Below are 15,545 nucleotides of genomic sequence, written 5' to 3'. Positions count from 1 at the left end.
CGCAGGAGCCCTCTCAGTGAGCAGTACGGACATCAAGCCCGCGCCCGCATACGACACTCCGGTCGGCCTCACCAACCCGCCGATCGACGAATTGCTCGAGCGCACCTCGTCCAAGTACGCGCTGGTGATCTACGCGGCCAAGCGGGCCCGTCAGATCAACGACTACTACAACCAGCTCGGCGACGGCATCCTCGAATACGTCGGCCCGCTGGTCGAGCCGGGTCTGCAGGAGAAGCCGCTCTCGGTCGCGATGCGTGAGATCCACTCCGACCTGCTCGAGCACTCCGAAGGCGAGTAACAACCACATCTAGGCCGGAGGCGTAGTGACCACACGGATCGTCGTCGGCGTCGGCGGAGGGATCGCCGCCTATAAAGCCTGTTCGATCGTGCGCCGGTTCACCGAGACCGGGCACCAGGTACGGGTGATCCCCACCGAGTCGGCGCTGCAGTTCGTCGGTAAGGCAACCTTCGAGGCGCTGTCCGGGAATCCGGTGCACACCGATGTGTTCACCGATGTCCCCGAGGTGCCGCATGTGCGGTTGGGCCAGGAGGCGGACCTTGTGGTCATCGCCCCGGCGACCGCCGATCTTATGGCGCGTGCCGCACAGGGCCGCGCCGACGATCTACTCACCGCGACCTTGCTGACGGCCCGATGTCCGGTGTTGTTCGCGCCCGCGATGCATACCGAGATGTGGGAGCACCCGGCGACTGTCGCCAATGTGGCGACGCTGCGCGCGCACGGTGCGATCGTCATGGAACCCGCGTCGGGCCGGTTGACCGGTACCGACACGGGGCCCGGCCGGTTGCCCGAGCCCGAGGAGATCTTCGGGCTGGCGACGCTGCTGCTGGAACGCGCCGATGCCATCCCGCGTGATCTGGCGGGCCGCCGCGTGGTGATCACCGCGGGCGGCACCAGGGAACCGCTGGATCCGGTGCGTTTCCTCGGCAATCGCAGCTCCGGCAAGCAGGGCTACGCATTGGCCAGGGTCGCGGCGCAGCGCGGCGCCCACGTCACGTTGATCGCGGGCAACACGATCGAGATGGCCGCACCCGCTGCCGTCGATCTCGTGCACATCACCACCGCCGAACAGCTCAAGACCGCCGTCGAGAAGCATGCGCTCGGTGCGGACGCGGTGATCATGGCCGCGGCCGTCGCCGACTTCCGGCCGACCACCGTGGCCGCGGCCAAGATCAAGAAGGGCGCGCACGAGCCCGACGTGATCCCGCTGACCAAGACCGACGATATTCTCGCTGGACTCGTTCAATTGCGAGGCGATGGTCAGCTACCCGGAACCGCGATCGTCGGGTTCGCCGCCGAGACCGGTGACGAGCACGGCGATGTGCTCACGCACGCGCGGGCCAAACTGGCGCGTAAGGGCTGTGATCTGCTGGTCGTCAACGCGGTCGGCGAGGGCAAGGCGTTCGAGGTCGACACCAACGACGGCTGGCTGCTCGGTGCCGATGGCACCGAACAGGCGCTCGACCACGGATCGAAGGCATTGCTCGCGAGCCGGGTGCTGGACGCACTCGGTCCGCTGCTGCGCTGAGACCCGTTGCGGCGCTTGGTTTGTGCTGTGCATCGAGGATGTCCGGTGGATACACCGCCGCGTGATGGTTAGGCTGTTGTCGACCGCAACCCGGACTGGTCGATGTGTTGGAGGCTGGAGCCCCGGCCCGACATATCGACGGATTTCAATAGTCTGAGACAGTTGCCTGTCGTCAACCCCGTCGCGTCGGTGGTTTGGAATAGTCTGAATGAAGGGTTGTGCGGTGGCCACATCGCGTTACCGTCGCAATCCGATACGAGTAACCCGTTGAGGGAGAGGGAAGAACTGTGCCCACGTCTGGCAGCCGCCTTTTCACCAGTGAGTCCGTGACCGAAGGTCATCCGGACAAGATCTGTGACGCCATCAGCGATTCCATCCTCGACGCCCTGCTCGCGGCGGATCCGCGCAGCCGGGTCGCGGTGGAAACTCTCGTGACCACCGGCCAGGTGCACGTCGCGGGTGAGGTAACCACGTCGGCTTATGCGGATATTCCGAAAATCGTCCGCGAAAAGGTTCTTGAAATCGGATACGACTCGTCCGCAAAGGGGTTCGACGGAAATTCCTGCGGTGTGAATATTGCGATCGGCGCACAGTCGCCGGATATCGCACAGGGCGTCGACACCTCACACGAGGCGCGTACCGCCGGATCGGATGACGAGATCGAGCGGCAGGGCGCCGGCGACCAGGGCCTGATGTTCGGCTACGCCAACACCGACACACCTGAGCTGATGCCGCTGCCGATCGCGCTCGCGCACCGGCTCTCGCGTCGGCTGACCGAGGTTCGCAAGTCGGGTGTACTGCCGTACCTGCGTCCCGACGGTAAGACCCAGGTCACCATCGAATACGACGGCGACCGTCCGGTCCGCCTGGATACGGTCGTGATCTCCACGCAGCACGCCGCCGATATCGACCTGGACAACTTGCTGGCACCCGATATCCGCGAGAAGGTCGTCGACGTGGTGCTCGCCGATCTTGATCTGCCCGCGCCGCTGGATGTCTCCGATATTCGGCTGCTGGTGAACCCGACCGGCAAGTTCGTTCTCGGTGGTCCGATGGGTGATGCGGGCCTGACCGGCCGCAAGATCATTGTCGACACCTACGGCGGCATGGCTCGTCACGGTGGTGGCGCGTTCTCCGGTAAGGATCCGTCGAAGGTGGACCGCTCGGCCGCCTACGCCATGCGCTGGGTCGCCAAGAACGTCGTCGCGGCCGGACTCGCCGAACGGGTCGAGGTCCAGGTCGCCTACGCCATCGGCAAGGCCGCACCGGTGGGTCTGTTCGTCGAAACCTTCGGCACCGAGAAGGTCGATCCGGCGCGCATCGCCACGGCCATCACCGAGGTCTTCGATCTGCGCCCCGGCGCGATCATCCGCGACCTGGACCTGCTGCGCCCGATCTACGCGCCGACCGCCGCGTACGGCCACTTCGGCCGCACCGACGTCGACCTGCCCTGGGAGCACACCGACCGCGCCGACAAGCTGCGCGCGGCCGTCGGCCTGTAGGAAGTAGCCGATATGGACACGCCGACCGGCCACCTGCCCTGGGAGGCCCTGCCTGATGCGCGCGGACAAGCTGCGCGCGGTGGTCGGCCTGTAGGAGTAGCCGATATGGATACGCCGACCTGCCCTGGGAGGCCCCGCCTGATGCGCGCGGACAAGCTGCGCGCGGCCGTCGGCCTGTAGGCATATCGGGGCCCGCGTGCACGAACCCACAGCGGACCTCACCGCCGTGGCTTCCGCAGGCGCGGGAGCCACGGCGACGCACGATTCGACAGCAGCGGGACACCCGATCGCCCGGGTACTCCCGCTGCTGTCGCCTGCTCACCTGGACCGCGACTTCGATTATTTGGTTCCTCCTGAGCTGGACGAAATAGCCCAACCCGGCGTCCGAGTCCGCGTCCGTTTCGCGGGGCGACTCGTCGACGGGTATCTGCTGGCCCGTCTGTCGCACAGCGACCACACCGGGAAAATGGTCAAACTCGAACGCGTGGTCTCCGCCGAACGCGTCCTGACCCCGGAAATCCTGAAGCTGGCCACCGCCGTGGCGGCCCGCTACGCAGGTACCCGCGCGGATGTCCTGCGGCTCGCGATCCCGCCCCGGCATGCACGCACCGAGAACGGGGGCTCGAAGAAGGCGGCAGCATTGGCTGCTGACGCTGTCGGGCCAGCTGGAACTCCGAATGCCGCAGCGGCGGTGGCGGATTCGCGTGACCTGCCGACGGTACGTGATTCGGCGACTGGGGTCGACTCTGTCGAATCCGATGCGTCCGAAGATGCGGTCGCGGCGCTCGAGCATTCCGTCGATGTGCCAACGGAGGGTGGCGAGAACGAGGCGGTCGACGTTCGCGATCGGTTCGGTACTGCTCCGGTGCCCTCGCGCTCGGCCGATCATGTGACGGCTGCTGGTGTTGGATGGGAATCGGTGTCGGCGGATTCGATCGAATCGGTGGTGGATTCTGGCGCCGTGACGTCGGCGGGGCAAGACGGTGCCGCTGTCGCCGACGGAGTAGGGGACACGGAGTTCGAGGACGCCGACGCGCTGGTGGGTGAGCGCGCTGTCGTTGCTGCCGCGGCGAATGTTGTTGCGGTGCTGGCTGATTCGGGCGGCACGGGGATACCGGACGGTGTGGAACTGCGGCCGTGGGAGCGGTACGTCCATGGGGCGGCGTTTGTGTCGGCGCTGGGGCAGGGGAAAGGGGTGCGCGCGGGGTGGCAGGCGGTGCCTGGGGAGGATTGGGCGCGGCGGTTGGCGGAATTGGCGGCGGTTGTCGTCGGGCGGGGGCGCAGTGCGATTCTGATGGTTCCGGATCAGCGGGATCTGGATCGGGTGCTGGCGGAATGTGTGCGGCTGGTGGGGGATTCGGCGGTCGGGTTGGCTGCGGGGTTGGGGCCGGCCGCGCGGTATCGGCGGTGGTTGGCGGCATTGCGGGGGACCGCGCGGGTGATTGTCGGGACGCGCAGTGCGGTGTTCGCTCCTGCGGTTGATCTCGGGTTGATCGCGATCTGGGACGACGGCGACGACACCTATGCCGAACCTCGGGCGCCGTATCCGCATGCGCGCGAGGTCGCGATGCTGCGGGCGCATGACAGCGGGGCGGCATTCGTAGCGGCCGGATTCGCGCGGACGGCGGAGATCCAGGCAGTGGTCGATTCGGGGTGGGCGCACGATCTGGTCGCCGATCGTGCCGTGGTGCGCAAATTTTCCCCGCGCATCAGCGCACCGGGTGACTCCGATATCGCGATGGAGCGTGACCCGGTCGCGCGCGCGGTCCGCATTCCCGCCGTTGGATACGCTGCCGCGCGATCCGCGCTGAAGGAAGGTGCCGCGGTGCTGGTGCAGGTGCCGCGGCGTGGATACATTCCGGCGCTGGCCTGCGCGAAATGCCGTACGCCCGCACGATGTCGGCACTGCAATGGCCCACTTTCCTTGCCGGATGGGCGAGCTGGGCATCGCGGCGAGACCGCGCACAGTCCAGCCTGCCGCTGGTGCGGTATCACCGAGGCCGCCTTCCGCTGTCCGGCTTGTGCTTCCAGAGCGCTACGTGCGGTGGTGATCGGTGCGGCCCGTACTGCTGAGGAACTCGGTCGGGCCTTTCCAGGCGTACCGATTCGCGGATCCAGCGGCGGCGCGGTACTCGACACGGTGGAACCGGGACCGCAGGTGATCGTGGCGACCGTCGGCGCCGAACCGGTGCTGCGCGGCGGCTACGGTGTCGCACTGCTGCTCGACGGTTGGGCGCTGCTGAGCCGCGCGGACCTGCGCGCCGCCGAGGACACCCTGCGCCGCTGGATGTCGGCGGCCACCCTGGTGCGCAATCACGGCCAGGTCATCGTGATGGCCGAACCTTCGCTGCCGACCGTCCAGGCGCTACTGCGCTGGGACCCGGTCGGCCACGCCCGCGCCGAGGTCGCTGGCCGCGCCGAGGTCGGCTTTCCACCTGCCGTCCGCATGGCCGCCATCGACGGCACCTCCGGCTCCATCGCCGAATTGCTCTCCGCCGCAAAGCTTCCCGACAATGTCGACCTCCTCGGCCCGGTACCCCTCCCACCCGGCGCCCGCAAACCCTTCGACAGCGGCGATACCCCCGCCGAAGTCGAACGCATGCTTCTGCGCGTGCACCGCACCTCCGGTGCCGCTCTCGCCCGCGCCCTCACGGCCGCCCAGGCCGTCCGCAGCACCCACCGCTCCGACGCCCCCCTCCGCGTCCAAATCGACCCTGTCGACATCGGCTGATCCCCCCGACGAGACCGTGGCGCTCAGCGTCGCCGACGACCACGCCCAACTCGCCCCAGAGAACGAGCGCGAACAGTAAGAGCGCGGTCTGTGAACTTGTAAGCCGTCCGTGCAGGCTCGGCCGAGGGCGCTCCGTGCTGCGATGAATTTCGGCCGGTGGCGCGACTGTTCTGGTGAGCGTCCTAGGACGTCGTACGACGCTGCGCGACACTGGACCACGGAGGGACACATGACGACCACGCCGAACGACCCGACCACCGCGCTGCCCGGCTGCCCGCCCGTGGTTGAGACCACGGGCCGACGAGGTGGCTGCCTACGTCGAGTTCATGGGCTACACCTAAGCCTGGTACTCGGTGCGCGACATGGACGAGCCGGTCGGCGGCAGCATGCCTACCTCACCTACGTCCTTCGCGTCGGGATCGCGAGTTAGTCACCTACTCCACGACGGGCTGTGGCAACGAGCGGGTCAACGGGTCCTTGGGCCTGCTCGGCATGACGCCCCACGGCTGCGGCGAGGCGTGGGCGGACGCGGACGGGAACGCCACCTGGGGCCCGGCCAGCTCCCCCCGTACCGCACTCGCCCCGCCGCGACCCCCGTCCAGACCCTCGGCAGGCACGACCACCACCACGGACACGCCTTTGTCAGCGGCATCGGCACAAGGTGTGCCGGTACTCGTCATGCCCAGCTCGCGGCCAGGTGCGGTGATCGTCTCTTACGGCGGCACCTCTACCTCGACGACAAGCTGCTCGCCCTCGGCGTCGATGTGCGAGATCGCAAGGGCGAGCAGCAGATTCGAGTTGTTGGCAGGGGTTAGCCGAAGATGGCGCGATTGCGTTGCGCCCATTCGGCATACGATGTCGCGGGCCGTCCGAGCACCCGCTCGACATCGGTGCTGACCTGCTGCTCGGCAGGTGTCGGCGTGCCGAGGATGTCGAGCGTGCCATCCGCCACATCCTCCGGCATGAATCGCAACATGCCGGAACGCGCCTGTTCGCGGGTCAATTCGGCGAACCGCAGCGAAATTCCCAACGCATCTTCGACGGCTTGGGCCTGCTGGCGCGGACTGATCGCGGCGGGACCGGTCAGTTCATAGGTGCGTCCGGAGTGGCCGTCCGTGCGCAATATGGTTGCGGCGACCTCGGCGATGTCTTCGGGATCGATGGCGGGCAGTGCGGTATCGGCGAAGGGGGCGGCAATCACCTGTTCGGCCCGGATCGACTCGATCCACGCGTAGGTGTTGGAGAAGAATCCGGTGGGCCGCAGAATCGTCCAGTCGAACTCCGATCGCTGCAGCGCGGACTCGAACGCATGCAGTCGCGCATGTGAGGCCAGTCCGGGCCGGGTGCCCGTCGCCTGCGACGACAGCAGCACCACCTTCTTGACCCCGCCCGCCGCGGCGACCTCGACGAACCGCGCCGGATCGGGTCCGGTCACCAACTGCGGCCCGGTCAGCAACAGGAAGAGCGCATCCGCGTTTTCGACTGCGGGGGAGAGGCTTTCGGGATCGGCGAGATCGGCCCGCCGATGCCGCACGCCGTCGGGCACGGCGATGTCCTGATTCCCGCGGGATACGGCGGTCACCTGCTCACCGGCGGCGGCGAGGTGGCGCACGAGGGTGCGTCCGATATTGCCGGTCGCTCCGGTCACTACGATCACATTCACTCCTGAGTTAGTTGACTGACTTAAATGAAGGTAGCCGATGGACCCAACGCTTGTCTATAGTTAGTTGTATGACTAACTCAGTCGAAGGCCGGCGCGCGACGCCCAAGGCGGGCAAGCGTGAACGTCTCGCCGCCGCGGCCGCCCAGGTATTCCACGAGCAGGGCGTCGAGAAGACGACCATCGCCGATATCGCGCGGGTCGCCGAGGTTCCGCTCGGCAATGTGTACTACTACTTCAAGACCAAGGATCAGCTGGTCGAGGCGGCACTCGGCGCGCATGTGCAGACGCTGCGGGAGCTGATCACCGTGCTCGAGCAGTACGACGAGCCGCAAGACCGGCTGAAGGCGCTGGTCCGCGGCTGGGTCGACCAGCGTGACCGCGCCGTGCAATTCGGTTGCCCCACTGGAACTTTGGCCTCGGAGCTGGGTAAACGTGGCGACGGCCTGGAGTTGGCATCGGCGGCGAGCATTCGCACGCTGCTCGACTGGATCGAACAGCAGTTCACGGCAATGGGCCGCGTGGATGCGCGGGACCTCGCGGTTGCGCTGTTCGCCGCCTACCAGGGGATCTCGTTGCTGACCAATACCTTCCGCGATCCGGAACTCATGGTGACCGAGGGGCAGCGGCTCCAGCGCTGGATCGATTCGCTTGCGCCATAGTGGAGTTGCCTCGGGTCGATGAGCGGCTGGTCGGCAACTGGCGATCCTCGACGCGGCGACGCCGGAGACGATGGCGAGTGTCCGACTGCCACACCGTGTTCCGTCGGGCTTCCACGGAAATTGGGTGCCGACCGCCACTCAGTGCTTCGACCTTCCATGCGATTCGGTGGTGACTTGCTCCACGGGGCAACCCCTTGAATTGACAAGTCCTTACGCGGGCCGCGCATCGACCGATGTGCGGCCCATTCCTCGTTTCGGGACGCCCGGTCGGTTCGTGTCGCCGATCACCCTTGCGTGCGATGCATTGCCGATATATCGTCGATAGCGTGAGATATACACGAGAGCCCAAGGAGGCTGACATGGAGAACATCGAATACGGAGAATTCAGAGGTCGTGGTCGCTGGCGGAAGCCTGGTCACGACGAGGGCGACGCCGGTCGTCGCCAGCATCGCCGCGGTGGGCGGCACGGTTTCGGACCCGAGTTCGGACCGGGCTTCGGTCCTGGTTTCGGGCCCGGCTTCGGTCCGGGATTCGGACGCGGGCGCGGCCGCGGTGGCCGGGGCAGGCGCGGTGACGTGCGTGCCGCGGTGTTGTTGCTGCTCACCGAGCGTCCGATGCACGGTTACGAGCTGATCCAGCAGATCAGGGAGCGCAGCGACGATGTCTGGCGCCCGAGCCCGGGATCCATCTACCCGGCGCTCGCGCAGCTCGAGGACGAGGGTCTGGTGCTCATCGAGAAGGTCGCCGGTCGCAAGACCGCGAAGCTCACCGACGCGGGCGAGACCTACGTCGCCGAGCATCGGGACGAACTCGGCGATCCCTGGGCCGATGTCAAGGAGGACGTCGGCACTCAGGCGATGGATCTGCGCGCGCTGATCGGACAGCTGATGGGTGCGGCCGCTCAGGTCGCGGCGGCGGGTACTCCGCAGCAGGCGGCTCGGGCCGCGGAGGTGCTCACCGAGGCGCGTAAATCGCTATACCGCATTCTCGCCGAGGACGACGCCCCCGAAAAGTAATGGCAGTGTGAAACGCCGCCTGAGCGTGCACTTTTCGAGCGGATCGGGTACATCATTGTGATATGGAACAGCCGAGTGGTCAGTGGGGTTGGGGAGTATCACAGTTCAGGCGAGTGGTGTCTGCCGGTGTTTTGGCCGGAGCCGTCATCTTCGGCTCCGGCGCGGCACCCATAGCAAGTGCCGAACCAGCTGATCCAGCGCCCGTGAGTGCGCAGATCGCCGGATATCGCCCGCCGGATGTACCCACCCAAATCGGTCCGTCCCAATCGGACCACCTGGCCGCGGCGGTGTATCAGAAGGCGCACAAGAACGTGGCCCCGGCTGGTACCAACAACTTCGACTGCAAGCCGACCGCCGAGCATCCCCGCCCGGTCGTCCTGGCGCACGGCACCGATTCCTCGGCGTACTCCGACTGGGCGGCCATCGGCCCGCAGATCTCGGCGCTCGGCTTCTGTGTCTTCGCACTCAACTACGGCGGTGCACCCGGCAAAGACACCTGGGGTACCGAGGACATGTGGGTGAGCGCCTATCAGTTCGGCGCATTCGTCGACCAGGTTCTGGCTGCCACCAATGCCACCCAGGTCGATATCGTCGGATTTTCCCAGGGCGCCAACGTCACTCGCTACTACGTGAACAAGCTCGGGGGCGCGCCGAAGGTCGGTCAGTGGATCGGCCTCGCATCGCCGAGCTACGGCGGGGTGATGTACGGACTGGTGCCGGTAGCACAGTCGATTCCGGGTGCGCTGCAGGCCTTCGCGCAGGTCACCTCGCTCGCGGCGGTGCAGCAGGTGCAGGGCTCGCCGCTGATGGTCGAACTCAATGCGGGCGGTGACACCGTGCCCGGCCCGCACTATGTGACGATCGGCAGCCGAGTCGACGAGATGATCCAGCCGTTCAGCAATATCGCACTGCACGGCCCGAACGTCGAGAACATCGCACTGCAGGACGAATGCGCGATCGACCAGACCGGTCACTTCCACATGGTCTACGACCCATTCGTGCAGGAACTGTTGCTGCGGACGCTGGATCCGGTCCACGCACCGGCTCCGACATGTCGAGAGGTGCCGCTCGGCACCGGCATTCCCGAGGTCATCATCGCCGGACATTCCTGACGGCCGCGGTTCGGGCGACCGGGCGGAGGTGTCGACCCTCCGCCCGGCTCAGCTGTCCATGCCGGACTTACGCCGTATGGGAGGATGCGTAAGTGGCGGCCGAAGTCGAGTCTCGAATCCCATTGAGCCGGATGCGAGTACTTTCCACGGCGATCGACGTCGCTGACACGAGTGGTATCGAAGCGCTGACGATGCGTCGGTTGGCGGAACTGCTCGGGGTCGAGGCGATGTCGCTGTATCACCACGTGGCCAACAAGGAAGACGTGCTGGACGGCGTCGTCGACGTCATCGCGGGGGAGATCAACGAGGTCGTTGCCGACATCGATGTGCCCGCTGCCGGCGCCGCGTGGAAGCAGGCCGTGCGGCAGCGGATTCTGTCCGCACGCGAGGTGCTGCTCCGACATCCGTGGGCGCCCGGTGTTTTCCAGACACGGACCAATACCAGCCAGGTAGTGCTGCGCTACTACGACGGCCTGCTCGGGCTGATGCGCGAAGGTGGCTTCTCCTACGACCAGACCCACCACGCGATGCATGTGCTCGGTAGTCGGGCACTGGGTTTCACCCAGGAGTTGTTCGATCCCGGCGACGGACCGATGGATGCCGAAGCTATGGCCGCGCTCGACGGAATGGCCGAGGCGCTCCCGAATCTGGTCGGGATGCTGCGGGAGGTCGCCCACGACGATCCGGACTCGACGCTGGGTTGGTGTGATGACCAATTCGAATTCGAATTCGCGCTCGATCTGATTCTCGACGGTCTCGACCGTCTGCGTGAGACTGCTTGATCCATAACGACTTCGGTCGGCATGGCTCGCGGCAGCCATTGACGAGCCTTACAACGTAAGGGTACCTTACGTTGTAAGGCTCATGAGCGCGGGTGGCGTCTCGGTGCCGAGATCTGAGGAGAACATGATGAAGGCCTATGTCCTTCGCGCATTCGGACCACCGGAACAGCTGACTCTCACCGATATCGACCAGCCGGTACCCGCGGCCGACGAGGTGTTGGTTCGGGTGCGTGCCACCTCGGTGCAGCCCTATGACTGGCACTTCCTGCGCGGCGAGCCGTATGTCGCGCGACTGATGGGTGGCGGCGTCGGATTGCGCAAGCCGTCCATCGCCATCCTTGGCGCGGACGTGGCGGGGCTGGTCGAAGCTGTCGGCAAGGCGGTGACCGGATTCCAGCCCGGCGACGAGGTATTCGCGATGCTCAAAGGGGGAGGCTTCGCCGAGTACGTATGTGTCCGGGAAAGTGAATTGGCGCCGAAGCCGAAGAACCTGTCATTCGAGCAGGCGGCCGCGGTACCGCTGGCGGCCAATACCGCGCTGGTGGCCCTTCGTGACGAGGGACGGATCCAACCCGGGCAGCGGGTATTGATCAACGGCGCGTCGGGAGGTGTCGGCACATTCGCCGTACAACTCGCGCATGCGTTCGGCGCGGTGGTCACCGGTATCTGTGGCACGCGGAACATGGAGCTGATCCGCTCGCTCGGCGCGGATGCGGTAATCGACTACACCGCAGCGGATTTCACGCGCAACGGGCAGCGCTACGACCTTTTGGTGGACATCGCGGGAAGCCGCTCGATGTCGGCATGTCGCCGTGTGCTGACCGCCAAGGGCACCTATGTCGCGGTCGGCGGGCCGGCGGGTCGTTGGGTGCAACCCGCCGGGCGGATGTTCGCCGCGTTGGCGCTCGCGCCGTTCATCTCGCAGCGAGTCGCGCTGGCGGAGGTGACCCGATGCACTCGGAACAGGGAAAACCTCATGGCGCTTACCGAACTCATCGAGGACGGAAAGATCACCCCGGTCATCGACCGGACCTATCCGTTCACCGAAATACCTGCGGCCGTGCGCTACCAGGAGGAAGGCCACGCCACGGGAAAGGTGGTCGTGGTCGACGACTAGCGGATCAACCGCGCCTGCCGTGCAGGTAGTCGCTGACCACCGCGGCGCCGAGTCCGTCCAGGTCCGGGGCGACGACGCGACCGCCGCTGCGGCGGGCCACCAAATCGACGAATGCGGCCAGGCTCGGGTCCTCGCCGAGCATGAAGACGGTGACCGATGCCCCGAGCTTTGCCAGGGCGTCGACCTGGGCCATTGTCACGGCCAAGGTGCGCGGTGCCGTCGGCCAATTGAAGTACGCCGCACCGCTCGGTTCCAGGTGCGCGGTCGGCTCGCCATCGGTCACGACGAGCACGACGGGCACCGCGTCCGGATGTCTGCGCAAATGGCGTGCGGCCAGCAGCAATGCGTGGTGCAGGTTGGTGCCCTGTTCCCAAACACCTTCCAGCGCAGTCAGTTCGCCGATATCGACGGTGGTGGCGTGCCGGCCGAAGGTGATCAGGCTCAGTGCGTCGGAGCGGAACCGGGTGCTGATCAGCTGATGTACCGCGAGGGCAGTGCGCTTCATCGGTAGCCATCTGCCCTCTTGCACCATCGACCACGAGGTGTCGACGCAGAGCGCAACGGCGGCCCGGGAGCGCTGTTCGGTTTCCATGATCTCGACATCGGACACGTCGAGCGTGACGCCGCGACGGCCGACCGACATCGACCGCAGCACCGCATTGCGCACGGTCCTCGGTACGTCCCACGGTTCGGTATCGCCGAACTGCCATGCCCGGGTGGCGCCGGTCGGCTCGCCCGCCGCACCGGCCAATCGGGTATCCCGCTCGCCGCGTCGGGACCGCAACTGCCCGATGACATCGCGCAGCGCGGTCTCGCCGAGCCGTCGTAAAGCCTTGGGTGTCAACCGAAGTGAGCCGTCCGGTGCCCGTTCGAATACGCCCTGTCTGCGCAGTTCGCGTTCCAGTTCGGCCAACCGGGCGGCATCCACGCTCGCGCCGTCGCCGAGTTGGCGGGCCAGGGCGTCCAGATCGATATCCTCGAGGCTGGCGCCCGGATAGGACTGGCTGAGCTGTTCGGCGAGCGCGTCGAGTTCGGCGAGATCCTGCAGGGCTTGGGTGCCCGCGCCCAGGCCCAATGGATCGTTGCCGCGAAACCGCTGGGCGGAGTCCCAGTCCTCGCCCGGCCGCAGCGCCCGCAGCGCGGCGTCGAGGGCGGCGACCTGCTGGGCAATGCGCGGATCGCCGAACGCCTGCCCGATCAGCTCGGCCAGTTCGGCTTGCTGCTCGGCGGACATCGAATTCAACATGCGTTGTGCGGCGGCGGACCTGGCTGCGAGCGCGTCGATCAGCTCGTCGGTATTGCGCGGATTCTCCGGGAAGAATTCGCCGTGCTCGGCCATGAACTCGGCGAATTGCTGTTCGGTGTCCTCGCCTCTCGCATGCGCCGCGAGCAGGTCGTTCAGATCGGACAGCATCCGTCCGACGCGCTCGACATCCTCGGGAGTGGTGTTCTCCAGGGCCTGTTTCATGCCCTGGAACCGGGATTCGAGCAGCTCCTGACCGAGCAGGTCCCGAATCTTCTGGTAGTTCTCCTTACCGGTCTCGGATCGCCACTGGTATTCGGCGAGCTCGTTGACGGCGGCCGCGGTGCTCGGCGGCAAAGCGTCCAGCTGTGCCTCGGCGAACCTGGCGTCGTCGGAGGGATCCGGAAACAGTTCGCGGCGTTCGGCTTTCAGGGCCTGTTCCAGCAGTTCACGGACCTGTTGCAGGGTGCCGTCGAGCCGGTGTCTGCTACTGATCTCGGCGCGGCGCTGCCACACCTGCCGGGTGAGCTCATCGAGCCCCCGCATTTCGCGCATACCGCGACGCAACAACTCCTCCAGTGCGGTGCGGGGGGAGCTGCCCTCCATCACGTCGCGCCCGATCTGGTCCAGCGCCTCGCGCAGATCGAGCGGAGGCGCCAGTGGGTCGGGTCCGTCGTGATAGGGCCCGTAGGCGTAGCGGTCGGGCGCGGTCATGAGCCGTACACCGCGACGCCGTCGTCGGAATCCTTGGCTATCTGACGAGCCAGATAAAGGGCTTCCAGCGCGAATTCGACCGCAGCCGCGATGCGGGCCGGCGGTTCGTCGGCGCCGACGCCGAGCCGACGCGCGACCTCGTGCAGGACAGGCAGCTCCGGCAACGCGGAGAGCACATCCTTGCCCGGGACGCGTTCACCGGTGGTGACCAGATGGCCGTCGCCGACCGCCTCCGCCAACGGTCGCAGATTCAGCCCACCGAGCAGCGCACTCCCGGCCTCGGCGAACGAACGCCGCATCAGGTGCGTGAGATGTTCCTGCTCACGGCCTTCCTCCCCGGACTCGAATTCCAGCTTGCCGCGCAATACCGCTGGCACGGATTCGAGGTCGACGGGCCGCGCGACGGCGGGACGCTCGCCGGTGAGCGCCGATCTGCGCAGTGCGGCAGCGGCCACCGTCTCGGCGGCGGCCACCGCGAATCGCGCGGATACGCCGGAGCGCTGGTCGATCGCGGACGATTCGCGCAGGTGCCGCACGAATCGGGCGAGCACCTCGATCAGCGGGTCCCCGACCTCGGCCACCAATTCGGCCTCCTGCCGGACCAGCGCCACCTCGGCCGGCACGCTCAGCGGGTAGTGGGTGCGGATCTCCGCGCCGAACCGGTCCTTCAGCGGGGTGATGATCCGGCCGCGGTTGGTGTAGTCCTCTGGGTTGGCGGTGGCGACGAGCAGCACGTCGAGAGGTAGTCGCAGGGTGTAACCGCGGACCTGGATATCGCGCTCCTCCATCACATTCAGCAGCGCGACCTGGATGCGTTCGGCGAGATCGGGCAATTCGTTGATGGCGACGATGCCGCGGTGCGCGCGCGGTACGAGCCCGAAGTGGATGGTCTCGGGATCGCCGAGGCTGCGGCCCTCGGCCACCTTGACCGGGTCGACATCGCCGATCAGGTCACCGACCGAGGTGTCCGGAGTTGCGAGCTTCTCTGCGTAACGCTCGGAGCGGTGCCGCCAGGTGACCGGCAGGTCGTCGCCCAACTCCTCGGCCAATCGGCGACCGGCCGGGCTGATCGGCGCGAGCGGATGCTCGCCCAGTTCGGTACCCGCGATGACGGGTGTCCACTCGTCGAGCAGGCCGATCATGGTGCGCAGCAGCCGGGTCTTGCCCTGGCCGCGCTCACCGAGCAGTACGACATCGTGGCCGGCCAGCAGCGCACGTTCCAGCTGCGGCAGGACGGTCCGATCGAAGCCGACGATGCCCGGCCACGGATCGTCGCCGGAACCCAACCGGGACAACAGGTTCTCGCGAATCTCGGACTTCACGCTGCGCGGCAGATGGCCGCCCGCGCGCAACTCGCCGACGGTGGTCGGCAGGTGCTCAGGAACAATCACCCCATCGACGCTACGTCGGTTCGGCGACGCGGTCGACGTTCAGCGTGCTTGGAAACAAGCCGGAAATA

General features: G+C 66.8%; 13 protein-coding genes and 1 pseudogene. 10 read left to right on the top strand and 4 right to left on the bottom strand.

Features of this window, described 5'->3' with window-relative positions; all coding sequences use genetic code 11:
* Window positions 1-16: 16 nt before the first annotated feature.
* The 4 genes from rpoZ (at window position 17) to ACZ60G_RS07230 (ending at window position 5,780) form a co-directional block, all read left to right on the top strand.
* On the top strand, window positions 17-298 hold the full coding sequence (gene rpoZ, locus ACZ60G_RS07245; RefSeq protein ID WP_040692158.1) for a DNA-directed RNA polymerase subunit omega: 282 nt from the start codon (window positions 17-19) through the stop codon (window positions 296-298).
* 25 nt (window positions 299-323) lie between these two features.
* A complete protein-coding gene (gene coaBC / locus ACZ60G_RS07240) occupies window positions 324-1,547 on the top strand; it encodes a bifunctional phosphopantothenoylcysteine decarboxylase/phosphopantothenate--cysteine ligase CoaBC (protein WP_465808055.1) in 1,224 nt (407 codons plus the stop codon).
* Window positions 1,548-1,834: 287 nt separating this feature from the next.
* Entirely contained in the window at window positions 1,835-3,049 is a 1,215-nt protein-coding gene (metK, locus tag ACZ60G_RS07235) for a methionine adenosyltransferase (RefSeq protein ID WP_387284559.1), read from the top strand.
* Window positions 3,050-3,275: 226 nt separating this feature from the next.
* Window positions 3,276-5,780 (top strand): primosomal protein N', encoded by a 2,505-nt coding sequence (locus ACZ60G_RS07230; RefSeq protein ID WP_465808391.1) that lies wholly within the window; start codon window positions 3,276-3,278, stop codon window positions 5,778-5,780.
* Window positions 5,781-6,214: 434 nt separating this feature from the next.
* Here the strand turns inward: ACZ60G_RS07230 and ACZ60G_RS07225 are convergent, their stop codons facing one another.
* Window positions 6,215-6,409 carry a hypothetical protein gene (locus ACZ60G_RS07225; RefSeq protein WP_465808052.1) on the bottom strand — a complete coding sequence of 65 codons (195 nt, stop codon included), beginning with the start codon at window positions 6,407-6,409 and terminating at the stop codon, window positions 6,215-6,217.
* A 182-nt stretch (window positions 6,410-6,591) separates the two neighbouring features.
* Window positions 6,592-7,437 carry an NAD(P)H-binding protein gene (locus ACZ60G_RS07220; protein WP_465808050.1) on the bottom strand — a complete coding sequence of 282 codons (846 nt, stop codon included), beginning with the start codon at window positions 7,435-7,437 and terminating at the stop codon, window positions 6,592-6,594.
* Window positions 7,438-7,511: 74 nt separating this feature from the next.
* Here ACZ60G_RS07220 and ACZ60G_RS07215 point away from each other — a divergent pair, with 74 nt between their 5' ends.
* The 6 genes and pseudogenes from ACZ60G_RS07215 (at window position 7,512) to ACZ60G_RS07190 (ending at window position 12,129) form a co-directional block, all read left to right on the top strand.
* Window positions 7,512-8,102: a TetR/AcrR family transcriptional regulator gene (locus ACZ60G_RS07215; protein ID WP_465808048.1), complete on the top strand. Its 591-nt coding sequence runs from the start codon at window positions 7,512-7,514 to the stop codon at window positions 8,100-8,102.
* A gap of 34 nt (window positions 8,103-8,136) precedes the next feature.
* A pseudogene (locus tag ACZ60G_RS07210) lies at window positions 8,137-8,241 on the top strand (carotenoid oxygenase family protein); the annotation flags it as partial.
* A gap of 220 nt (window positions 8,242-8,461) precedes the next feature.
* Window positions 8,462-9,118, top strand: coding sequence for a PadR family transcriptional regulator (locus ACZ60G_RS07205; RefSeq protein ID WP_327099924.1), 657 nt, complete (start codon window positions 8,462-8,464; stop codon window positions 9,116-9,118).
* A gap of 203 nt (window positions 9,119-9,321) precedes the next feature.
* A complete protein-coding gene (locus ACZ60G_RS07200; RefSeq protein ID WP_465808046.1) occupies window positions 9,322-10,230 on the top strand; it encodes an esterase/lipase family protein in 909 nt (302 codons plus the stop codon).
* 92 nt (window positions 10,231-10,322) lie between these two features.
* Window positions 10,323-11,012 carry a TetR/AcrR family transcriptional regulator C-terminal domain-containing protein gene (locus ACZ60G_RS07195; protein ID WP_465808044.1) on the top strand — a complete coding sequence of 230 codons (690 nt, stop codon included), beginning with the start codon at window positions 10,323-10,325 and terminating at the stop codon, window positions 11,010-11,012.
* Between the two features lie 82 nt (window positions 11,013-11,094).
* A complete protein-coding gene (locus ACZ60G_RS07190) occupies window positions 11,095-12,129 on the top strand; it encodes an NAD(P)-dependent alcohol dehydrogenase (protein WP_465808042.1) in 1,035 nt (344 codons plus the stop codon).
* Between the two features lie 4 nt (window positions 12,130-12,133).
* On the opposite strand, the gene ACZ60G_RS07185 is transcribed toward ACZ60G_RS07190, so the two are convergent.
* Window positions 12,134-14,086: a vWA domain-containing protein gene (locus ACZ60G_RS07185; protein WP_465808040.1), complete on the bottom strand. Its 1,953-nt coding sequence runs from the start codon at window positions 14,084-14,086 to the stop codon at window positions 12,134-12,136.
* Window positions 14,083-15,477 carry an ATP-binding protein gene (locus tag ACZ60G_RS07180; protein WP_465808038.1) on the bottom strand — a complete coding sequence of 465 codons (1,395 nt, stop codon included), beginning with the start codon at window positions 15,475-15,477 and terminating at the stop codon, window positions 14,083-14,085. Before ACZ60G_RS07180 ends, ACZ60G_RS07185 begins: the two co-directional genes overlap by 4 nt.
* Window positions 15,478-15,545 lie beyond the last annotated feature (68 nt).

The organism is Nocardia sp. NPDC102475 (genome assembly GCF_055584605.1).
This window is presented reverse-complemented; position numbering and strand designations above follow the sequence as displayed.